17 protein-coding genes are annotated in these 20,865 nt (G+C 62.8%); 8 read left to right on the forward strand and 9 right to left on the reverse strand.

Annotated elements, in window-relative coordinates:
- Positions 1 to 47 precede the first annotated feature (47 nt).
- Positions 48 to 2,243 (reverse strand): catalase/peroxidase HPI, encoded by a 2,196-nt coding sequence (gene katG / locus FJV77_RS31390; protein WP_142870213.1) that lies wholly within the window; start codon positions 2,241 to 2,243, stop codon positions 48 to 50.
- Positions 2,244 to 2,382: 139 nt separating this feature from the next.
- Between katG and FJV77_RS31395 the strand changes: the two genes are divergently transcribed.
- Positions 2,383 to 3,288 (forward strand): hydrogen peroxide-inducible genes activator, encoded by a 906-nt coding sequence (locus FJV77_RS31395; RefSeq protein WP_142870214.1) that lies wholly within the window; start codon positions 2,383 to 2,385, stop codon positions 3,286 to 3,288.
- Between the two features lie 275 nt (positions 3,289 to 3,563).
- Complete coding sequence (locus FJV77_RS31400; protein WP_142870215.1) at positions 3,564 to 4,295, forward strand: class I SAM-dependent methyltransferase; 732 nt, start codon at positions 3,564 to 3,566, stop codon at positions 4,293 to 4,295.
- Positions 4,296 to 4,556: 261 nt separating this feature from the next.
- Here the strand turns inward: FJV77_RS31400 and FJV77_RS31405 are convergent, their stop codons facing one another.
- The 3 genes from FJV77_RS31405 to FJV77_RS31415 form a co-directional block, all read right to left on the reverse strand.
- Complete coding sequence (locus FJV77_RS31405) at positions 4,557 to 4,820, reverse strand: hypothetical protein (protein ID WP_142870216.1); 264 nt, start codon at positions 4,818 to 4,820, stop codon at positions 4,557 to 4,559.
- Positions 4,821 to 4,974: 154 nt separating this feature from the next.
- The gene (locus FJV77_RS31410; protein ID WP_142870217.1) at positions 4,975 to 6,132 is read right to left on the reverse strand and encodes a calcium:proton antiporter; all 1,158 of its coding nucleotides are present in this window, start codon (positions 6,130 to 6,132) and stop codon (positions 4,975 to 4,977) included.
- A gap of 146 nt (positions 6,133 to 6,278) precedes the next feature.
- Positions 6,279 to 6,500 (reverse strand): cysteine rich repeat-containing protein, encoded by a 222-nt coding sequence (locus tag FJV77_RS31415; protein ID WP_142870218.1) that lies wholly within the window; start codon positions 6,498 to 6,500, stop codon positions 6,279 to 6,281.
- A gap of 80 nt (positions 6,501 to 6,580) precedes the next feature.
- Here FJV77_RS31415 and FJV77_RS31420 point away from each other — a divergent pair, with 80 nt between their 5' ends.
- Genes FJV77_RS31420 through FJV77_RS31430 form a run of 3 tightly spaced genes read left to right on the forward strand, consistent with a single transcriptional unit; the run spans position 6,581 to position 11,464 of the window.
- The gene (locus FJV77_RS31420; RefSeq protein ID WP_142870219.1) at positions 6,581 to 7,750 is read left to right on the forward strand and encodes an efflux RND transporter periplasmic adaptor subunit; all 1,170 of its coding nucleotides are present in this window, start codon (positions 6,581 to 6,583) and stop codon (positions 7,748 to 7,750) included.
- Positions 7,747 to 10,896 (forward strand): multidrug efflux RND transporter permease subunit, encoded by a 3,150-nt coding sequence (locus FJV77_RS31425; RefSeq protein WP_142870220.1) that lies wholly within the window; start codon positions 7,747 to 7,749, stop codon positions 10,894 to 10,896. Before FJV77_RS31420 ends, FJV77_RS31425 begins: the two co-directional genes overlap by 4 nt.
- A gap of 40 nt (positions 10,897 to 10,936) precedes the next feature.
- Positions 10,937 to 11,464 carry a DUF992 domain-containing protein gene (locus tag FJV77_RS31430; protein WP_246691444.1) on the forward strand — a complete coding sequence of 176 codons (528 nt, stop codon included), beginning with the start codon at positions 10,937 to 10,939 and terminating at the stop codon, positions 11,462 to 11,464.
- Positions 11,465 to 11,550: 86 nt separating this feature from the next.
- Here the strand turns inward: FJV77_RS31430 and FJV77_RS31435 are convergent, their stop codons facing one another.
- The 4 genes from FJV77_RS31435 to hisS form a co-directional block, all read right to left on the reverse strand.
- Entirely contained in the window at positions 11,551 to 13,311 is a 1,761-nt protein-coding gene (locus FJV77_RS31435; RefSeq protein ID WP_142870221.1) for an AMP-binding protein, read from the reverse strand.
- A 229-nt stretch (positions 13,312 to 13,540) separates the two neighbouring features.
- A complete protein-coding gene (gene hisG, locus FJV77_RS31440) occupies positions 13,541 to 14,242 on the reverse strand; it encodes an ATP phosphoribosyltransferase (RefSeq protein ID WP_142870222.1) in 702 nt (233 codons plus the stop codon).
- Positions 14,239 to 15,357, reverse strand: coding sequence for an ATP phosphoribosyltransferase regulatory subunit (locus FJV77_RS31445; protein ID WP_142870223.1), 1,119 nt, complete (start codon positions 15,355 to 15,357; stop codon positions 14,239 to 14,241). Before FJV77_RS31445 ends, hisG begins: the two co-directional genes overlap by 4 nt.
- A 246-nt stretch (positions 15,358 to 15,603) precedes the next feature.
- Positions 15,604 to 17,196 (reverse strand): histidine--tRNA ligase, encoded by a 1,593-nt coding sequence (gene hisS, locus FJV77_RS31455; RefSeq protein ID WP_142870224.1) that lies wholly within the window; start codon positions 17,194 to 17,196, stop codon positions 15,604 to 15,606.
- Between the two features lie 248 nt (positions 17,197 to 17,444).
- On the opposite strand from hisS, the gene FJV77_RS31460 reads away from it, so the two are divergent.
- Positions 17,445 to 17,690 carry a hypothetical protein gene (locus FJV77_RS31460; protein WP_142870225.1) on the forward strand — a complete coding sequence of 82 codons (246 nt, stop codon included), beginning with the start codon at positions 17,445 to 17,447 and terminating at the stop codon, positions 17,688 to 17,690.
- A 93-nt stretch (positions 17,691 to 17,783) separates the two neighbouring features.
- On the opposite strand, the gene FJV77_RS31465 is transcribed toward FJV77_RS31460, so the two are convergent.
- Complete coding sequence (locus FJV77_RS31465; RefSeq protein ID WP_142870226.1) at positions 17,784 to 18,422, reverse strand: DNA-3-methyladenine glycosylase I; 639 nt, start codon at positions 18,420 to 18,422, stop codon at positions 17,784 to 17,786.
- 210 nt (positions 18,423 to 18,632) lie between these two features.
- Here FJV77_RS31465 and FJV77_RS31470 point away from each other — a divergent pair, with 210 nt between their 5' ends.
- Complete coding sequence (locus FJV77_RS31470; RefSeq protein WP_142870227.1) at positions 18,633 to 19,376, forward strand: L,D-transpeptidase; 744 nt, start codon at positions 18,633 to 18,635, stop codon at positions 19,374 to 19,376.
- A 323-nt stretch (positions 19,377 to 19,699) separates the two neighbouring features.
- Positions 19,700 to 20,620, forward strand: coding sequence for a bifunctional 5,10-methylenetetrahydrofolate dehydrogenase/5,10-methenyltetrahydrofolate cyclohydrolase (locus FJV77_RS31475; RefSeq protein ID WP_142870228.1), 921 nt, complete (start codon positions 19,700 to 19,702; stop codon positions 20,618 to 20,620).
- Positions 20,621 to 20,865 lie beyond the last annotated feature (245 nt).

Below are 20,865 nucleotides of genomic sequence, written 5' to 3' on the forward strand. Positions count from 1 at the left end.
AAAACGGCGGGGGCCACGGCCCGCGCCTTTTTGTTGGGGGGCAGCGATCAGCCGACGATGTCGAAGCGGTCGGCGTTCATCACCTTGGTCCAAGCCTTGACGAAATCGCCAACGAATTTCGGCCCGGCATCCGCCGATCCGTAGACCTCGGCCAGCGCGCGCAACTGCGCATGCGAGCCGAAGATCAGGTCGGCACGGGTAGCGGTCCATTTGACCGCCTTGGTCTTGCGATCGCGCGCTTCGTAGACCTCGTGCGAGCCCGGTTCGGAAGCTGGATCCCAGACGGTGCTCATTGACAGCAGGTTGACGAAGAAGTCGTTCGTCAGCGTGCCCGGCCTGTCGGTGAGCACACCATGCTTCGACCCGCCGGCGTTGGCGCCGAGCACGCGCAGGCCGGCGACCAGCACCGTCATCTCCGGCGCCGTCAGGTTGAGCAGTTGCGCGCGGTCGACCAGCAACGCTTCGACCGACAGCGGCTGCTTGCCCCTGATATAGTTGCGGAAGCCATCGGCGGTCGGCTCGAGCGCTGCGAAGGAATGAACGTCGGTCTGTTCCTGCGAAGCGTCGGTCCGGCCCGGCGTGAACGGTACCTTCACCGGGTTGCCGCCATCCGTCGCCGCCTTCTCGACAGCAGCGACACCGCCGAGCACGATGAGGTCGGCCAGCGACACCTTCTTGCCGCCCGCGTTGAACTCCTTCTGGACGGCTTCGAGCTTCGCCAACACCTTGGCCAGTTCGGCCGGCTGGTTGACCTCCCAGTCCTTCTGCGGCGCCAAGCGAATGCGCGCGCCATTGGCGCCGCCGCGCTTGTCGGAGTTGCGGAAGGTCGAGGCCGAGGCCCAAGCGGTCGAAACCAGCTGCGAAACAGTGAGGCCCGAGGCGAGGATCTTGGCTTTCAGCGAAGCGATGTCCTGCTCGCTGACCAACTCGTGGTCGACGGCCGGCACCGGGTCCTGCCAGATCAGCTCTTCCTTCGGCACCAGCGGGCCGAGATAGCGAACGACCGGACCCATGTCGCGATGGGTGAGCTTGAACCAGGCGCGGGCGAAGGCGTCGGCGAACTGCTCGGGATGCTGGTGGAACCGGCGTGAAATCTTCTCGTAGGCCGGGTCGGCACGAAGCGCGAGGTCGGTGGTGAGCATGGCCGGTGCATGACGCTTGCCCGGATTGTGGGCGTCCGGCACCGTAACACCGCCGGAGCCGCCTTTCGGCGTCCACTGATGGGCGCCGGCCGGGCTCTTGGTCAGCTCCCACTCGAAGTTGAACAGATTGTCGAAGAAGTTGTTGCTCCACTTGGTCGGCGTCGTCGTCCAGGTGACTTCGAGGCCTGACGTAATCGCATCGCCGGCAATGCCGGTGGCATGCTTGCTCGACCAGCCGAGGCCCTGCGCCTCGATGCCGGCGCCTTCCGGCTCGGCGCCAACAAGGGCTGCATCACCGGCACCGTGGGTCTTGCCGAAGGTGTGGCCGCCGGCGATCAGCGCCACGGTCTCTTCGTCGTTCATCGCCATGCGCCCGAAGGTCTCGCGGATATCGCGCGCCGAGGCCAGCGGATCGGGCTTGCCGTTCGGCCCTTCCGGATTGACGTAGATCAGGCCCATCTGCACGGCGCCAAGATGGCCTTGCAGTTCACGGTCGCCGGAATAGCGCTTGTCGTCGAGCCATTTGGTTTCCGAACCCCAATTGACGTCCTGTTCGGGCTCCCAGACGTCGGCGCGGCCACCGGCAAAACCAAAAGTCTTGAAGCCCATCGATTCCAGCGCGACATTGCCGGTGAGGATCAACAGGTCGGCCCAGGAAATCTTGCGGCCGTATTTCTGCTTGATCGGCCACAACAGCCGGCGCGCCTTGTCGAGATTGGCGTTGTCCGGCCAGCTGTTGAGCGGCGCGAAACGCTGCTGGCCGGCGCCGGCGCCACCGCGGCCGTCGCCGATGCGATAGGTGCCGGCGCTGTGCCATGCCATACGGATAAAAAGCGGGCCGTAATGGCCGAAATCGGCCGGCCACCAATCCTGCGAATCCGTCATCACCTTGTGCAGGTCCTCGATCACCGCATCGAGGTCGAGGCTTTTGAATTCCTCGGCATAGTCGAACGCCTCACCCATCGGGTCGGAAAGGTTCGACTGCTGGTGGAGAACGCTGATGTCGAGCTGGTTCGGCCACCAGTCACGATTGGTCCTGCCGGACGTTCCATGCGCGACCGGGCATTTGCCGGCGCTGTTGTCGTCGGTGTTCGCGTCCATCTTAGCCTCCGAATTGCTGATTTTCTTTGTTGATTTCCGGGCCGGCCGGGAGCCGCGCCACTCTGGAATTATTCCAGACTAGGCCGTCTCTTCGATAAAAACAAATTGCCTTTCCTGTTTGTTGCGATAGGTTTTCCCTATGATTGGTCTCACCGTCCGGCAGATGCAATATTTCGAGGCTTTGGCGCAAACACTGCATTTCGGCCGCGCCGCAAAGCTCGCCGGCGTCAGTCAACCGGCACTGTCCGCACAAATCGCCGAGATGGAACAACGGCTCAATTGCCGGCTGTTCGAACGCGGCGGCAAGACGGTTCGGATGACCGAGGAGGCGCAGGCTCTGCTGCCGCGCATCGAGCGCATCCTGCGCGATATCAGCGAGGTCGAGACGACGGCGCGGCGCGGCCGCCCGGCCATGGAAGGGCGCTTCCGGCTGGGCATCATCCCGACGGTGGCGCCCTATCTGCTGCCGCATGTTCTGCCGGAGCTGAAGCGGCATTTTCCGTACCTGCAGCTCGAGCTGCGCGAAGCGGTGACGGCGTCGCTGGTCGAGGACACAGCGACGGGACGGCTCGACGCCTTCATCGCCGCGCTGCCGCTCGACCAGCCCGGCCTGGTTACCGAGGCGCTGTTCGCCGACCGCTTCTTCCTCGCCGTGCCGTCAGGCGACCCGGCCTTTGCCTCGCCGCCGGTGCCGCCGGAAAGCCCGGCGCTGGAACGGCTGATGCTTCTGGAGGAAGGCCACTGCCTGCGCGAACAGGCGCTGGCGCTGTGCGGCAGCGTGCGCCCCGTGGCGATGGCAAGCTACGGTGCGACCAGCCTGACGACGCTCCTACAGATGGTGGCGCATGGGCTTGGCGTCACGCTCATCCCGGAAATGGCGGCCAAGCCGGCCAGCGCCATGCCGGACCTCAAGATCGTGCCGTTTCAGGAGCCGATGCCGCAACGCACGATCTGCCTGGCGTGGCGCCGCAACAAGGTGCGGCATGACGAGTGCGTGGAACTGGCGAAGATCATTCGTGGGCTGGATCAGGCGGTGCTGGCGTGAAGGTTGTATCACAAGCCACAATGAAAAATCAGACCGAAGGATCCTGTGATCGCCTCGAGGCGATCCCGCCATTCGATTCCCCATTCCGCTCTTCCAAATGGTCTAAAGCGCGTCGCGCTGAAACGGATTCAAGCGACGCGCTTTAAGTCTTTGTTTTGATGCATGTCGTTGTCCCAGAACCGCAGCACACTTCTGGGCGACATGCATTATCTCCGTAACGCACGGTTGCCGGTGGTGTTGCATCCCACCTAAATTCCGTACCCGGAGGATGCGATATGGAAGGATTCAGGCCTGAAGACAGCTTTCGCGGTGACGTTGCAAGGCGTTACGACGACGAGCTGCGCGGCGATGAAGGCGAGACTGTTCTGTTCCTGCAGGAGATCGCTGCCGGACGGGATTGCCTGGAGTTCGCGGTCGGCACGGGGCGAATTGCCTTGCCGCTGGCGGCCACCGGCCTGCGCGTCGACGGCATCGAACTTTCGCCCGACATGATCGACATGCTGAAGGCCAAGCCCGGCGGTTCGCAGATCGAAGTCGTCAATGGCGACATGACGGCGGTGGAAATAGGCCGCCGATACGGGCTGGTTTATCTGGTGTTCAATTCAATTGGCAACGTGATCACCCAGGATGGCCAGGTCAAGTGCTTCGAGAATGCGGCTCGGCACCTCGATGAGGATGGCGTTTTCCTGCTCGAATGTCGTGTCCCCACGGCGCCAAAGCAGGCCGATAGCGGCTTTGTCGAAATTTCCCATCCTGTGACCGGGTCGGTGCACATCGCGGCGTGCAGATATGATCCGGTCAGTCAGGTGCTCGATCTGTCACATATCGATATTGGCAATGACAGTGTCCGCATGGTCCCGCTCAGACTGCGGCTGGCAAATCCTCCCGAGTTCGACCTGATGGCGCGTTGCGCCGGCCTGCAGATCGACCAGCGATACGGCGGCTGGAAGCGCGAACCCTTCGATGCCCGCAGTTGGCGCCACATCAGCATCTATCGGAAGAGGTAATCGAAGACCGGCAGCCCTGTCGGCCATGGGCACGCTGCCGCGCATTTTTTGCCGGAATTGCCTTGGTGACCCTATTGGGATTGGGGCGTGTTGTCCTTGACGACCTTCTGGTATTGCGGCGTCTGGTCGTTCAGATGATCGTTCAGGCACTGATCATAAGCCCGCCGCCTTGTTCAACGGCTTTGCAGAATTCTCGTCGTCAGCCTAGCAGGCCTCGCAGGGCCGTAACAGGCTTTATGCCTCACACCATACTGTCTCCCACTATTTGATGTAGACGAGCACGTACCTGTTTTTGTAGGGCTGGTAGTATTTCGTGCCGCACTTCCAGACCACGATCCCACCGCTATAGGTGGTCTTCAAGCAGCCCGTTGGAAGTGTCGTAATGTAGATGGTGGTCTTCTGGATGAGGACCGTCTTTGCTTCCGCTGATGCGATGAAACCGAATCCAGAGGCGCCTGCCATCGACGAAATCGCGAGCAAAGCTCCAATGGCGAATGTGCGCGCAAACAAACCGCGTCTGACCATAGGTTTCCCCTCTCCTTAACCTGCAGCTTCTCTAATATAGCATCAGCGAGCGAAAGCCTCAACAGATCGATTGATTCCGTTCCATTGAGGCGCGGCCAGATCGTCGATGCAGCCCCGGTATAGCCGGACCCTGCATCAGTGGCCGGCAACAATTTCACGGCACAAAGATCAGAAACACATACGTAAAAAACACCACGACATGGACCATGCCGGTCAGGAAGGTCGTTCTTTCGGTGCCGAAACTCACGCTGCATATGAAAAGCGCCAGAACCAGAAGCACGGCATCGGAGGCCGAAAGTCCCAGGGTCAATCCTCTCCCCGTCAGCAGGCTGGCGGCCGCGACCCCCGGTATCGTCAAACCGATGGTGGCGCAGGCCGAGCCCATCGCGACGTTCAGGCTTCGCTGCAGTTCATTCCTGAAGGAGGCGCGGATTGCCGAGATGGCCTCCGGCATCAAAACCAGTGCCGCTATCAACGCGCCCACAATGCTGTCAGCCTGCTTTATCTCGTAAGCGGCCAGCGCATCCTCCACGCCTGCGGCGACCTGCTCGGCGAGCATGACTATTCCGATGAGCCCGCACAACAGCAACAGGGCGCTGACAAAAATGCCGTTGTCGGAGGCCGTTCGCACCGGCGCTTCGTGTGCTTGTCCCTGGACGAAGTCCTCCCGGTGCCGGACAGTCTGGGCAAACACGAAGCCCGCGTAGAGCAGCACCGAAAGGACGCTTACAAAACCAAGCTGAGCCGCCGAAAACGTGCCTGGACCCGTGGCCTGGGTGTAGGTCGGAAGAATAAGCGTCATCACGGTCAGCGCGGTCAGCACCGACAGGTAGGCGCTGGTCCCTTGCCGGACGATAGCCTGCTTGCGATGAAGCCAGCCGCCAAGCGTGAGGCATATGCCGACGACGCCGGTGGAGGTGATCATCACCGTCGAGAAAACGGACTCGCGAGCCAGCGTCGGATTGTTTTCTCCGTGCAACATCATAGAAACGATGATCGACAATTCGATCGCCGTCACCGCAAAAGTCAGCACCAAGGTTCCATAGGGCTCCCCCACGCGCCGGGCGACTGCCTCGGCATGCTCGAGCACCACGAAAATGGTGGTGAACATGATCGCGCTCGACAGCGCGCCAACGAGGATCCTGAGGTTCAGCGATCCTTGGTCGACCGAAAGGCCGCTGGCCCTCACCGCGAGAGCCAAGGCCAAGGCACCCAAAGGCATCACCCAAGACATCACCGATCGCCCGAAACCGCCCGATGCGGCCTTGGATGTTGCAACCTTGGGCGTTTGCGTAGGCTTGTCTTCAAGCATCCAGCCAACATTCTACGAGATCAGCGGGCCTTGCCGGCCAGCGTTCGCTGATCCCGCTCAGTCGTCGGATAGGCCGAGCCCTAGAGCACCCTATCCCAATTCCGGAGGCAAAATCACCGCGCACTTTTGCTGGAATTGCAGTGGCCCTATTGGGGCGTATTCTCCTTGACGACCTTCTGGCATTGCGGCGTCAGGTCACTCAGATGATCGTTCAGGCACTTGATGATGCGGCCTCCGCCTTGCTCCACCCCCTTGCAGAATTTCTCGTAGTCAGACTGGCAGGCTTCTCGCTCGGCTGCAGTCTGCGCAAATGCGGCATTGGCCGTCACCTGAGTTGCCAGAAAAAGCACGCTTAACGCAATCCGCATGACAAACTCCCCAAAAAAAGCTAGGTTCACGCAATTTCACAGCAATATGATATATATACCGAAGTATTCAGAGGGGCAAAATGGTTTTCTCATGGAGGAGAGCCGCGCCGACGGCTGGTTCATTCGCACTTGCAGCAATTTTATTGTGCGCCTGCGGCAATGAAAACAGTTACGCGCCGCCCCCGCCACCCAAGATAGATGTAGCGCTTCCGGTCAAGCAGACTGTAACCCCCTATCTCGAGGCCACAGGCAGTGCCGCGGCGGTGAACACGACGCCGCTGGTTGCGCGTGTCTCCGGCTTCATCCAGGAAATCGACTATAAGGACGGAGATGAGGTCAAGGCTGGTACCCGGCTGTTCCTGATCGAACAGGATACCTACCAATTGGCACTCGAACAGGCCCAGGCCGGGCAGGGTTCGGCCGACGCCTCCGCCAAGCAGTCCGGAGCCGACCTCAAGCGGCAGCAGGAACTGCTATCACAGAAGATCATTTCGCAATCGACCCTCGATCAGTCCGCCGCCGCGGCGGATGTCGACGCCGCCAAGCAGAAGCAGAGCGCCGTCGACGTCGAGCAGGCCCAGCTCAATTTGAGCTACACCGAGGTCAAGGCGCCGTTTGCGGGCATCGTCGGCGCCCGCCAGGTGTCGATCGGGCAACTGGTTGGCGCCGGCAGCGCGACTACGCTGGCGACCATCGTTCAGCTCGCGCCCATTTATGTCAACTTCAACATCTCAGAGCAAGACGTGCTGCGCATTCGCGCCGCCATGGCCAAACGGGGCATGACCGGCCAGGACCTCAAGAAGATACCGGCCGAGGTCGGCTTGCAGAACGAGACAGGCTATCCGCACAAGGGAATGCTGGACTACGCCTCCCCAGAGGTTACCGCCACTACCGGCACGCTCGCGGTGCGCGCCGTGCTGCCCAACGACGATCGGGCATTGCTTCCGGGTTACTTCGTGCGCGTGCGCGTGCCGCTTGGAGAGGAACCGGACATGCTGTTGGTTCCCGACCGAGCGATCGGAAGCGACCAGAGGGGTCGCTACCTGCTCGTTGCGGGAAAGGACGACGTCATCGAGGAGCGTCCGGTCGAGATCGGCCAGCTTGTCGGTGCCTTACGGGTGATCAGCAAGGGGATCACCGCGGAAGACCGCGTCCTAGTCTCCGGCTTGCTGACGGCCGTACCCGGCCAGAAGATCGAGCCGCAGGTGAAAACGCTGGAAGCGGCTGCGGCCGACGGCGCTGCCCAATGATCTCCAAATTCTTCATCGAGCGCCCGGTTCTGGCCAATGCAATCGCCGTCCTCATGGTCGTCATCGGCCTGGTCTCGCTCTTCGGCCTGCCGGTGGCGCAATATCCCGACGTGGTGCCGCCGACCGTTTCGGTGACCACCCGCTATCCTGGCGCCAGCGCGCGCTCGGTTATCGACACGGTGGCGCTGCCGATCGAGCAGCAGGTCAACGGCGTCGAGGGCATGCTCTACATGCAGTCCTTCTCCGCGTCGGATGGCAGCTACAATCTGACCGTCACTTTCCAGATCGGCACGGACCTCGACCAGGCGCAGGTGCGTGTCCAGAACCGGGTGTCCACTGCCCTCGCATCGCTGCCGCAGGCAGTGCAGGTGCAGGGCGTCAACGTCCAGAAGAAATCGACCTCCATCCTCGAGATCGTCACGCTGACGTCGCCGGACAAACAATACGACAGCCTTTATCTCGCCAACTACGCAACCATCCGGCTGAAGGACGAGCTCTCCCGGATACCAGGTGTCGGCAACGTGAACGTGTTCGGCGCCGGGCAGTATTCGATGCGCGTCTGGCTCGACCCGCAGAAGATGCAGGTGCGCGGCCTTACGACCCAGGACGTCGTCCAGGCGCTGCAGCAGCAAAGCGAGCAGGTCACCGCGGGCCAGGTTGGCGCGCCGCCGGCGCCCGACGGACAGTCCTTCCAATATACAATCGAAGTGTCCAGCCGCCTTGACGACCCCGATCAGTTCGGCGCGGTGATCGTCAAGACCGGCGCCAACGGCGACCTGACCCGCGTGCGCGACGTCGGCCGGGTCGAGCTCGGTGCCCAGACGTATGGGCAATTCTTCAATCTCGACGGCCAGCAGGCGGCTGGCCTGGCCATCTTCCTGTCGCCCGGCGCCAACGCACTCGACGTGGCCGGCAAAGTCGAGGCCAGGATGAAGGAACTGTCTGGCGAGTTCCCGCAAGGCCTTGCTTACTCGATCCCGTTCAACACCACGATCTTCGTCAGCCAAGCGATCGACGAAGTCTATAAGACGCTGCTTGAGGCCGCGGTGCTGGTGCTGATCGTCATCCTGCTTTTCCTGCAGGACTGGCGGGCGATGCTGGTACCGGCAACGACCGTGCCGGTGACCATCATCGGGGCCTTCGCGGCGATGCTCGCGCTTGGCTTTACCGTCAACCTGTCGACCCTGTTCGCCATCGTGCTTGCCATCGGTATCGTCGTCGACGACGCCATCGTTGTGGTCGAGGGGGCCGCGCACAACATGGAGCGCGGCATGTCCGGCCACGATGCGGCGGTCGCGGCCATGAATGCGCTGTTCGGGCCGATCATCGGCATCACGCTTGTGTTGATGGCGGTGTTCCTGCCGGCTGCGTTCCTGCCCGGCCTGACAGGGCAGATGTATGCGCAATTCGCGTTGGTGATCGCGGCAACTGCCTTGATCAGCGCCGTCAACGCAGCAACGCTGAAGCCCACGCAGTGCGCGACCTGGCTGAGGCAGCCGGGGCCCCTAGACAAGCGAAACGCCTTCTTCCGCGGCTTCAATGCCGTCTATCAGCGGGCGGAAAACGGCTACGCCCGCCTAATCGGATCCATGGTGCGCCACAGCACGGTGATGGGCATAATCGCGTCGCTCATCATTGGCGCGGCGGGCTACGGCATGTCGCGCGTGGCCACCGGTTTCATTCCGATCGAGGACCAAGGCTATCTGCTCGCTTCGGTGCAACTGCCTGACGGCGCGTCCCTCGGCCGTACGCAGGAGACGCTGCAGCAGATTTCGAAGATCGCGAAGGCAACGCCGGGCGTAGACCAGGTGGTGACGATCGCCGGCTTATCGGCCCTCGACAACAACTCGACTTTAGCAAATGCCGGCGTTGCCTACATCATCCTCAAGGACTGGAGCGTGCGGGGCAAGGGTGAGGATCTCGCCTCGCTTTATGCGACGCTGAACAAGAACCTGTCAGACATGGCGGACGGCAATGTCCTGGTGCTGCCACCGCCGCCGATCCAGGGCATCGGCAACGCCGCCGGCTTCACCATGCAGGTCGAGTTGCGTGACGGCAGTTTCGACCTTGCGAAGTTGCAGGGCGCGACCAGCGCGCTGACCAGGGCAGCAGCGACGCAGTCCGGCATCCAGCGCGTATCGGCAACGTTCCGATCCAACGTCCCGCAATACCAGGTCGAGTTCGACCGCGAAAAGGTACAGATGCTCGGGCTGACCACCGACCAGGTGTTTCAGACGCTCGCCGGCTATCTAGGCTCCACCTATGTCAGCCAATTCAACAAGTTCGGGCGGGTCTTCCAGATCTATGTGCAGGGCGATTCTCAGTTCCGCCTGTCGCCCGAGGACATCAGCCGCCTGACGGTGCGCAACCAGAACGGCGATATGATCCCGCTTGGCACGGTGCTGACGGTCACGCCAAGCGTCGGCCCCTCGCTGATCAGCCTCTATAACCTCTATCCCTCCGCATCGGTCCTTGGCGTGCAGGCGCAGGGTTTCTCATCAGGTGATGCGATCAAGCTGATGGAAGCGGCCGCGGCCGACACGCTGCCGCCCGGGACCGGCTACGAGTGGACTGGGCTCTCCTTCCAGGAAAAGCTCGTCGGCAGCCAGATCTACCTGGTGTTCGGCATGGCACTGCTGTTGGTCTATCTGGTGCTGGCGGGCCAGTATGGGAGCTGGCTGGCGCCGATCTCGATATTGCTCGCCGCGCCGCTTTCGCTGGTCGGCCCGGTGCTGGTCCTCACCGGGCTCGGTATCGATAACAACCTCTATGTCCAGATCGGCCTGATCCTGCTGATTGCGCTGTCGGCCAAGAACGCCATTCTGATCGTCGAGGTCGCGCGTGAATTGCGCGCCGCCGGCAAACCGATCGTCGAGTCGGCGATCGAGGCCGCGCGCGCCCGCTTCCGCCCCATCTTGATGACGTCCTTCGCCTTTATCCTCGGCGTCGCGCCACTGGTGCTGGCGACGGGCGCCGGAGCCAGTGCGCGCAAATCGATCGGCATCACGGTCTTCTCCGGCATGATCGCCTCCACCTGCCTTGCCGTTCTCTTCGTGCCTGCCTTCTTCGTGATCTTGCAGCGGTTTGAGGAATGGCGCGCCGAGCGCAAAGGGAAGCGGGAGGTCACGTCCACGCTTCCCGGCTAGGCACGGCAAGAGAGCCGCGTCCAACGACTACCAAGCAGATTTGCCTGCTATCGGACGCTTGCAACTTAGCCAAGGAAAATCTGACATGCTTTTCCACTCCCTCATCCGCCTCTTCGCTCTTGCGGGCGCTTCATTTCTGCTTGTCTCGACGGCGCCAGCCTGGGCGGTGAACGCCCAGGTCGGTATCCTGAAATGCGACACCTCGACTGGCATCGGCGAAATCATTACGCGCAAACAGACAATGACCTGCGTATTCACCAAGAATGACGGCACGAAGGAAAATTACACCGGCTCCATCAACGAATTCGGCATTGAGCTTGGCGACGTGAAGGAGGGCCATCTCATATGGGCCGTCGTGAGCGGTTCGGCTGCAAAGGACAATGGCCTGCTAACCGGAAAATATGATGGCGTCGATGCAGAAGCGGCTGCGGGCCTTGGACTTGGCGCCGATGTCCTGCTTGGTGGAACTGAGAAAGCCTTTGCACTTCAACCGCTCGCAGTCGAGGGTGAAACTGGCATCAACATCGCGGCGGGGGTCGAGCAGATCGAACTCACTGCCGCAAACTAGTGGCCGCGTCCACACGGGACTATCCGGCCAAGCCTGTACGGTAAGGCAAGATGCCTACCGGCGCGAACTGCGGCTAAGTAACCGCTTTACGCCGTCTTCTGAACCACCAGCCCCAGTTCCTCCACCATCGCCTCGCGCATCAAAAACTTCTGCGGCTTGCCGGTCACGGTCATCGGCAATTCGGTACGGAAGCGGATGTAGCGGGGGATTTTGTAGTGGGCGATCTCGCCGGCGCAGAAGTTCTTGATCTCCTGCTCGGTGGCGATCTGGCCCGGTTTCAGCACGATCCAGGCGCACAGTTCCTCGCCATATTTGGCGTCGGGAATGCCGAACACTTGCACTTCCTTGACCTTGGGATGGCGGTAGAGGAACTCCTCGACCTCTCTGGGATAGACGTTCTCACCGCCGCGGATGACCATGTCCTTGACCCGGCCGACAATGTTGCAATAGCCCTCGGCGTCGATGGTGGCGAGGTCGCCGGTGTGCATCCAGCCGTCGGCGTCGATCGCCTCGCGGGTTTTTTCCGCGTCGTCCCAATATCCCTTCATGACTGAATAGCCGCGCGTGCACAGTTCGCCCGGCGCGCCGACGGTGACGGTGGCGCCATCGGCGTCGATGGCCTTGACCTCGACATGCGGGTGGATGCGGCCGACGGTGGAGACGCGCTTTTCCAGCGGGTCGTCGACGCTGCTCTGGAACGAGACCGGACTGGTCTCTGTCATGCCGTAGGCGATGGTCACCTCTTCCATATGCATCAGCGAGACCACTTTCTTCATCACCTCGATCGGGCATGGTGAACCCGCCATGATGCCCGTGCGCAGGCTGGAGAGATCGAAGCTGGCGAAGTCGGCGTGGTCGAGCATGGCGACGAACATGGTCGGTACGCCGTAGAGGCCGGTGCAGCGTTCCTGCGCCACCGCCTTGAGCGTCGCGCCGGCATCGAACCCCTCGCCCGGGAAAACCATCGTGGCGCCCTTGGTGACACAGCCCATCGTGCCCATCGACATGCCGAAGCAGTGGTAGAGCGGCACCGGGATGCAGAGCCGGTCGTCGACGGTGAGCTTGATCGCCGCGGTGACGAAATTGCCGTTGTTGACGATGTTGGTGTGGGTCAGCGTTGCGCCCTTGGGCGCGCCTGTCGTGCCCGAGGTGAACTGGATGTTGATGGCTTCACCCGGCTTCAGCCCCTCGGAGATGCGGTCGAGGCTGTCATGCTCGTCGCGCCCGGCCATCGACAGCACATCGGCGAAATTGAACATGCCGAGAGAGTTGTCGTCACCCATGCGGATGACGATCTTCAGCGCCGGCAATTTCTGCGCCTTGAGCTTGCCGGGGGTGGCCTTGGCGAGCTCCGGCGCCAACGTCTCGATCATGCCGAGATAGTCGGAGGTCTTGAAACTGGCCGCTGTCACCAGCGCCTTGCAGCCAACCTTGTTGAGGGCATATTCAAGCTCGGTCAGCCGGTAGGCCGGGTTGATGTTGACCAGGATCAGGCCGATGCGGGCGGTGGCGAATTGCGTTGCCAGCCATTCCCAGCGGTTGGGCGACCAGATGCCGACGCGGTCACCTTTTTCGAGACCAAGCGCCAGGAAGCCGGCGGCCAGCGTGTCGACCGTGTCCGACAGTTCGCTCCAGGTGAAGCGCTTGTCCTGGCCGACGAAGACGGCAGCATCCTGCGTTGCGTATTTGCTGACCGTGTCGGAAAACAGCTCGGGGATGGTCTTGTCGAGTAGCGGCACCGAGCGGTCGCCCGACACATGCGCCCTGCCGTCGAGCGGGGCAATGAACGCCCTGCCGCGCTCGCGCAGATTGGTGGCGTTCTTGAGCTCGTCGAGATTGATCGCCATCGCCGTCTCCTCCCGGGGATTGGGTCGAGCCTATCAGCCCGGCGGAGTGGTGGAAAGTAGAGGCGGTTCCCTCCCCCTTGAGGGAGGGTGGCCGCGCAGCGGCCGGGTGGGGTCCTCCGCCAAGTGCGCGACTTTATTACGGGTCGAGGCGGGTGGGAGGGCCTTGCGTCGAGCACTGCCGCAGCGACCCCACCCGTCCATCCGCCTTCGGCGGCTGTCCACCCTCCCCTCAAGGGGGAGGGAGGGCGCCCATCTTCGCGGCGATATCGCGCACGAGCGCCTCATCGGCCGCTGCACGCGCCTTTTTCGAGGCCACAAGACAGGCCTGCGACTTCAGCACAACGCCGTCGGCCAGCACCTTGAGGTGATTGGCGCGCAGGGTCGAGCCGGTGGTGGTGATGTCGACGATGACGTCGGCAAGGCCTGCCGCCGGCGCGCCTTCGGTGGCGCCGAGGCTTTCGACGATGCGGTAGACCTGGATACCGTGCTTTTGCGAGAAGAACTGCTGCGTCAGCCGCCAGTATTTGGTGGCGATCCGCAGCCGCCTGCCGTGGCGCTGGCGGAAATCGGCGGCGACATCGTCGAGATCGGCCATGGTATCGACATCGAGCCAGATGCCGGGCACGGCGACGACGACATCGGCATGGCCGAAGCCGAGGCGCGCGACGATTTCGGCGCGAGCTTCCCAGTCGGCGAGATTTTCGCGCACGAGATCCTCGCCGGTGATGCCGAGATCGACCGAACCCTGGCCGATCTCGCCGGCAATTTCGGACGCTGAGAGGAACGCCACCTCGATGCTCTCAGTGCCCTCGATGCGGGCTCGATACTGGCGCTCGTCGCCCGGCAGGCTGACGGCAAGCCCTGCCTTGGCCAGCACCTCCAGCGCCTGCTCCTTGAGCCGGCCTTTCGACGGGATCGCCAGCGTGATCATTTGGGCTCTCCCCGCAACGCTTCGATGCGGTCGAGCCAGACGGAGAAGCCGACGCCGGGGATCGGCGTCTTTGCGCCAAGCAGCGTCAGCAGCCGGTCGTAACGTCCGCCGCCGGCCAGCGGCCGCTCGCCGCCTTCAGCCGCGATCTCGAAGACGATGCCGGTGTAGTAATCCAGCGGACGGCCGAAGGCAGCGTCATAACGGACTTTTTCGACGGGCAGGCCATGGGTTTCGATCGCCTTGGCGCGGGCGGTGAATTTTTCCAGCGCCGCACCCAGTGACAACCCGGCAGAGGCGGCGAAGCTTTCGAGCGCAGCACTGGCGCCGTCAAGCGGCACGTCGATGGCGAGAAAATCTTTCAGCGCGGCGAAGGCCTCGTTCGACAGCCGCACGCTGCGCAGTTCGGCCTTCTCGATCAGCCGCCGCGCAATGTCAGCCGGCGCGCGTCCGCCCGATGCCGACAGGCCGGCCTCTTCCATGCCTCCGGCGATGTGGACGGACAGCGCTTCGATATCACCGTCGAGCACAAGGGCCGCGACATCGTCGTCAAGCTGGCCGTTGCGCGGCGGATTGGCGAGGTCGGCGAGCGCTGCCTGCAGCATCGGCGCAGAGCCAAAGGCCCGCGCCAGCCGCATGCGCCAGCCGCGCGGCAGGCCAAGCGCTGCCAGCACCGCCTCGAAGATGGTCTGGTCGCCGAGCGTGATCGCCAGGGGCTGATCCGGCAGCACCAGCTGCAGCAGCGCATGCGCATCGGCAAGCGAACGGGCATCGGCCTCAGCCGTATCGCGGTCGCCGAGATCCTCGATACCGGCCTGGAAAAACTCGTTGCCGCCCTCGCGGCGCTGGCGAAACACTTCGCCCAGATAAGAATAGCGGCGCGGCGTGCCGGCCTGGCTGGCGATGTGGTCAAGGCAGACGGGAATGGTGAATTCCGGCCGCAGGCACAGCGTCTTGCCGGTCTCGCTTTCGGTCAGAAAGATACGGCGGCGAAGGTCCTCGCCGGCCATGTCGAGGAACGGGTCGGCGGGCTGCAGCACGGCGACTTCCACCGCATGGGTGTTGCGGGTGGCGAAGAGGTTGGTGATGTCGGCGGCGATGGCGGGACGGGAGGTCATGGGGACGCCCATGCTGTCGCACGACCCGCTGGTTTGGGACCAGCGGGTCTACCTAAGGTTAGCGCTCTACGGCGCCCCCCTCTGTCCTGCCGGACATCTCCCCCACAAGGGGGGAGATCAGATATCGCGACGGGCTTCGCCAATCGCCTGCGTCGCAAGAATGGCGACGTCAATGAAGAGGCCAATCTCCCCCCTCGTGGGGGAGATGTCCGGCAGGACAGAGGGGGGCGCGACGAAACACGGCCTCTACTTGCCACGCGCCCTCTCCTCGGCCTGCGCCGCCAAAATCTTCTTCACCTCGGCGACCAGCTCGCTCTTCGCCACCGTCACCTGCGCCGGCCTTGCTGCCCGCCATTCGGCGTTGTCGGTGATCTCGGCCGACATGCGCGCGCCTTCGATCAGGTCCTTGATCTGCAGCTCGCCCTTGGCGCGCTCGTCGCCGCCCTGGATGACGGCCACCGGGCTGCCGCGGCGGTCGGCATATTTCAGCTGCGCCTTCATGCCGGCGCCGCCGAGATACATTTCGGAGCGGATGCCAGCGGCGCGCAGCTCGGCGACCATTTTCTGGTAACGGCCGAGGCTTTCGGTGTCCTTGTCCATCACCAGCACGACGACCGGCGCGATCACATCGGTGGTGTCCAGCTTGCCGAGGTTCTTCAGCGCCGTCATCAGCCGGGACACGCCGATGGAGAAGCCGGTCGCCGGCACCGGCTCGCCACGGAAGCGCGAGACCAGCCCGTCATAGCGGCCACCGCCGCCGACCGAGCCGAAGCGCACGATCTGGCCGTCTTCATTGGGGATTTCGGCCAGGAGCTCGGCCTCGAAGACGGGGCCGGTGTAGTATTCGAGGCCACGCACGACGGAGGGGCTGATTTTGACCCGCTTCGTGCCGTATCCGGATGCGGTCAACAAAGCTGCGATTTCTCGGAGCTCCTCTAGTCCCTGCCTTCCGATGGCTGTCTCCTCCAGAACCTCTTCCCAATCGTCAATGGCAAGCGCATTGAGGACTCTGAAGCCTTCCCCCATGTTGGGCGAGGTTTCGTCATCATCCAAAACGACTCCTGCATACTGGGAGGTCTGAACGGAATGAACCCTTTCAGGCCCGAAAACATCAAGAAGCTTCGATATCTGCGCCTCGTTGAGCCCTGCACCTTTGGTGAAGTCGCCGCTCTCATCCTTGCGGCCCGCGCCCAAGAGCAGGCGAACCCCTTCCGCACCCAGCTTGTCCAGCTTGTCGATGGCGCGCAGCACGGTCAGCCGGCGCCCTGCATTCTCTTCGCCGCCCAGACCGATCGCCTCCAGCACGCCGTCAAGCACCTTACGATTGTTGACGCGAATAACGTAGTCGCCGCGTTTGATGCCGAGCGCTTCCATGACATCGGCCATCATCATCGCCATCTCGGCATCGGCAGCCACGCCCGGCGTGCCTATGGTGTCGGCGTCGAACTGCATGAACTGGCGGAAGCGGCCGGGGCCGGGCTTTTCGTTGCGGAACACCCAACCGGAGCGGTAGCTGCGATAAGGCTTTGGCAGTTTTTCAAAATTCTCGGCGACGTAACGCGCCGTCGGCGCGGTCAAATCGTAGCGCAGCGACAGCCACTGCTCGTCATCGTCCTGGAACGAGAACACGCCTTCGTTGGGCCGGTCCTGGTCGGGCAGGAATTTGCCGAGCGCATCGGTGTATTCGATCAGCGGCTGGTCGGCCGGTTCGAACCCGTAGAGTTCAAAGACCGAGCGAATGGTCGCCATCATCTTCTCGACGGCGCGGATATCTTCTGCACTGCGATCGGCAAAGCCGCGCGGCAGCCGCGCTTTCGTCTTTTCCGATTTGTCGGCCATGGGATGGGTACTCGGTGTTTCGTGGCGTTGCGTGGATCGGTCAAATTGCCGCTTTCCACGGCGCGCGTGTCCTAACCGATGCAGCCGGGAGCGGCAAGGGTTTGCGCTCTCCCTTGTCCCCGGTGGGAGAAGGAAAGCGGCGTCTCCCGAAACAAAACGCACCAAAAAGGAAACAATTCCGCCATCGGTGCGGCATCGTGCCGACACAATCGGAGCCGATAAGCGCGCCGAAACAAGGGGTTGGGGCCATGACCATGGCGCAGAAATTCGATATCAGAGACGATAGCTCGCATGAAGTCCGGCTGCGGCCGGCCGAAAGCCGGCAGCCGGTCACGGCGAGCCTGGCCGGGCCGTTCGAGGTCACCGCCGAAGAGCGCAAAGGCTCGTCCATGCGCGAGGCGCTGATGACCGGGCTGCTGGTGATCTACCCGGCCTTTGCAGCGCTGGCGGCTATTGTCGCGGGGCTGTTTTTGACGGGTGCCAGCGGGACTTGATTGCGCGGGCAGTGCCTATTTCTAAGGTTCGCGCTGCCCCTCATCCGCCCTTCGGGCACCTTCTCCCCGTGAACGGGGCGAAGGAAGAGAGGTTCATCTCGGCCTTTTGAAGGCCTTCCTATCCTTCTCCACTTGCTCCCGGCAAACACACCCTTCGAGGTGGTCGTTGACCATGCCCATTGCCTGCATGAAGGCATAGACTGTCGTCGGGCCGACAAAACTCCAGCCGCGCTTTTTCAGTTCCTTCGAAATCCTGACCGAGACCGCCGTCGTCGGATTGGCGCGCAGATGGGCGAGGTCGACGATCTCGGGCCGCTCCTCCTTGCCCGGCTCGAACTTCCAGAACCAGGCGGCCAGCGATCCGAATTCATCCACCATCTCTCTCGCGCGCCTAGCGTTGTTGATGGTCGAAACGATCTTGCCGCGGTGGCGGATGATGCCGGCATTGCCAAGCAGGCGCTCGACATCCTCGTCGGTGAAGGCGGCGACCTTGTCGAAGTCGAAACCGGCGAAGGCCTCGCGAAAGTTCTCGCGCTTGCGCAGGATGGTCAGCCAGGACAGGCCGGATTGAAAGCCTTCGAGGCAGATCTTTTCGAACAGCCTGCGGTCGTCGGCGACCGGCCTACCCCATTCATGGTCGTGATAGTGCAGATAGTCCGGCAGATTGCCGTGCCAGAAGCAGCGCGTGATCCCATCGGTGCCGGTCAGCAGTCCGGTATTTCCATTGTCCATGGTAAAATCCATTCGTTAACGCGGCTCAGCGCTGCATTTACCGCGGCTTTACCAGATTCCTGAACCCGGCGGTAACCACACCAAAAGCTTTACTGACAAAGCGGCATTTTACGCATTCCGATTCATGTTTCGGTTGCGGCTTCGCGCCAAGGATCGCGCAACCGGGGGCAAGTTCCGCCTCCGTTCGTTCGACGATCAAGGTGCGTTCCGATGAAGATCTTTTTGCGTTCCGTGCTAGGCGCCGTGGCCATTCTGGCAGCCGGCGTCACCTCGTCCGCCGCTAACGACCGCTATGCCGACAGGCCACCGGTGATGGTGAGCCCCGACCTTTCGGCACCCTGGGTGCTGCAGCTTGGCCGGGCGCCCGGCATCGTGCGGCAAAGCCGCCAGATGATCCAGCAGCCGCGCGTTCGCTATGCACAGCCGGCGCAGCCCGACCGGGTGCGTACCGCTTCGGTGCAGGCTCCGGCCAAGCGTATGGTGATGCGGCCGCAGATCGACCCGCTCTATCTGCCGCAGGAAGTCGCCTATGATGGCCCGCAGAAGCCGGGCACGATCGTCATCGATACGACGCAGAATTTCCTGTTCCTGGTCGAGAAGAACGGCAAGGCGCGGCGCTATGGCGTCGGCAGCGGCAAGCCGGGCTTCGAATGGTCGGGCACGCACAAGATCACCAACAAGCGCGTCTGGCCTGACTGGCGTCCGCCGGCGGAAATGATCAAGCGCGAGGCCGCCAAGGGCCGTTATCTGCCGACCTATCTGGCCGGCGGCGAAGAGAACCCGCTCGGCGCCCGCGCGCTCTATCTCGGCACGACGGAATACCGCATTCACGGCACCAACCAGCCCTGGACGATCGGCGGCGCGGTGTCGTCCGGCTGCATCCGCATGCGCAACGAGGACGTGGTTGACCTTTACGAGAGGGTCAATGTTGGAACGACCGTGGTCGTGATATAGTCGGCTAGCGAATCATCTGGTCCGGAAGGCTGGGCCTTCAGGGATCGGCAAGGGTTTACGGGGGACGGGCCGTGTGATGCGGCCAGTCAGGAAAGGGCAGCACGGGAAACCGCGCTGCCCTTTTTCTTTGAGGTAGGATCGGCTGCCCCTAGGGCCAAGCTGCGCCAGAACGTCGCGCCAGGGCGACGATGGTGCGCTTTCACGCTGCCCTTGCCACATTTCGCCTATCTCTTGGTCCTGACGCAATTCCGGACGGAAAACCGCTCACACTTTTCCTGGAATTGCTCTATAGGGGCGGCCAAATTCGCTACGAAAGTCCAGCCATGTCTCAGCCAGACGACAGCCGCTATCTCCGGGGCGGCCCGGTCGCCCAGCGCATCATCGCCGCCGTGCGCGAGGATGCCGCGATCGCCACCGCTGAAGGTTTTCCGCCGAAACTGGTATCGATCACCGTCGGCGACACCGACGCGGTCGATGTCTATGTGCGCAACCAGCGCGCCAAGGCCGGTCTCGCCGGCATCGGTTTCGAGGAGCGGCGCTTTGACGCCGACATCAGCGCCGGTGAGTTGGAAGCCGCGATCCATGGCCTGAACGCTGATCCGCGCGTCACGGGCATCATCATCCAGCGGCCGGTGCCTGCACACATCCCGATCAAGACGCTGCAGGCGGCCGTGCATCCGCTGAAGGACGTCGAGGGCATGCATCCGGCCTCGATCGGCAACATCGTCTACAACCAGCTTGATCTCGCGCCCTGCACGGCGGCGGCCTCTGTCGAGCTGCTGAAGGAAACCGGCCTCGACCTCAAGGGGCTCGAAGTCGTCGTCGTCGGCCATTCCGAAATCGTCGGCAAGCCGATTGCCTTCCTGTTGATGAGCGAAGGCGCGACGGTGACGGTGTGCCATCACATGACGCGTTCGGTGGCCGCACATGCGCGCCGCGCCGACGCGCTGTTCGTCGCCGTCGGCAAGCCGAGGCTGATCAAGGCCGATATGGTCAAGCCCGGTGCCGCCGTCATCGACATCGGCATCAATTCCGAGATCGGCCCGGACGGGCAAAGCCGCATCGTCGGCGACGTCGACACCGAGAGCGTCAAGGAAGTTGCGTCCTGGATCACGCCGGTGCCGGGCGGCGTCGGCCCGATCACCGTGGCGATCCTGCTGCGCAACACAATGGTCGCGCTCAGCCGCCAGCGGGCACGCTACCAGGCGACGTATGGAACGGTGGACAGGCTGGCGGCGGAGTAAGACACGGCGGCGCCAAGCCAGAACAATCGGTTCAATCTAGCGACAGGTTTCAGCATTTTTTGCTGGAGACCGCCAAAGCCAGCGCCGCCCCTCATCGCCCTGCCGGGCACTTCTCCCCGTATAGTGACGGGGAGAAGGGGGCTGGCCGCAACGACGGCACCCCCTCTTTGGTAGTGTACTGAGAGTTCTGCAAATTCGCTGAGAGAGGGCGGTCATGGCAGGCTGGTGATTGTTCACGTCACCTG

Origin of the sequence: Mesorhizobium sp. WSM4306 (assembly GCF_007003975.1) — a bacterium.
Lineage (GTDB): Bacteria > Pseudomonadota > Alphaproteobacteria > Rhizobiales > Rhizobiaceae > Mesorhizobium.

Excerpts from the sequence above, each read along its gene's own strand:
- katG (WP_142870213.1), bottom strand. The coding sequence starts at position 2,243 with ATGGACGCGAACACCGACGACAACAGCGCCGGCAAATGCCCGGTCGCG.
- FJV77_RS31395 (WP_142870214.1), top strand. The coding sequence starts at position 2,383 with ATGATTGGTCTCACCGTCCGGCAGATGCAATATTTCGAGGCTTTGGCG.
- FJV77_RS31400 (WP_142870215.1), top strand. The coding sequence starts at position 3,564 with ATGGAAGGATTCAGGCCTGAAGACAGCTTTCGCGGTGACGTTGCAAGG.
- FJV77_RS31405 (WP_142870216.1), bottom strand. The coding sequence starts at position 4,820 with ATGGTCAGACGCGGTTTGTTTGCGCGCACATTCGCCATTGGAGCTTTG.
- FJV77_RS31410 (WP_142870217.1), bottom strand. The coding sequence starts at position 6,132 with ATGCTTGAAGACAAGCCTACGCAAACGCCCAAGGTTGCAACATCCAAG.
- FJV77_RS31415 (WP_142870218.1), bottom strand. The coding sequence starts at position 6,500 with ATGCGGATTGCGTTAAGCGTGCTTTTTCTGGCAACTCAGGTGACGGCC.
- FJV77_RS31420 (WP_142870219.1), top strand. The coding sequence starts at position 6,581 with ATGGTTTTCTCATGGAGGAGAGCCGCGCCGACGGCTGGTTCATTCGCA.
- FJV77_RS31425 (WP_142870220.1), top strand. The coding sequence starts at position 7,747 with ATGATCTCCAAATTCTTCATCGAGCGCCCGGTTCTGGCCAATGCAATC.
- FJV77_RS31435 (WP_142870221.1), bottom strand. The coding sequence starts at position 13,311 with ATGGCGATCAATCTCGACGAGCTCAAGAACGCCACCAATCTGCGCGAG.
- hisG (WP_142870222.1), bottom strand. The coding sequence starts at position 14,242 with ATGATCACGCTGGCGATCCCGTCGAAAGGCCGGCTCAAGGAGCAGGCG.
- FJV77_RS31445 (WP_142870223.1), bottom strand. The coding sequence starts at position 15,357 with ATGACCTCCCGTCCCGCCATCGCCGCCGACATCACCAACCTCTTCGCC.
- hisS (WP_142870224.1), bottom strand. The coding sequence starts at position 17,196 with ATGGCCGACAAATCGGAAAAGACGAAAGCGCGGCTGCCGCGCGGCTTT.
- FJV77_RS31460 (WP_142870225.1), top strand. The coding sequence starts at position 17,445 with ATGACCATGGCGCAGAAATTCGATATCAGAGACGATAGCTCGCATGAA.
- FJV77_RS31465 (WP_142870226.1), bottom strand. The coding sequence starts at position 18,422 with ATGGACAATGGAAATACCGGACTGCTGACCGGCACCGATGGGATCACG.
- FJV77_RS31470 (WP_142870227.1), top strand. The coding sequence starts at position 18,633 with ATGAAGATCTTTTTGCGTTCCGTGCTAGGCGCCGTGGCCATTCTGGCA.
- FJV77_RS31475 (WP_142870228.1), top strand. The coding sequence starts at position 19,700 with ATGTCTCAGCCAGACGACAGCCGCTATCTCCGGGGCGGCCCGGTCGCC.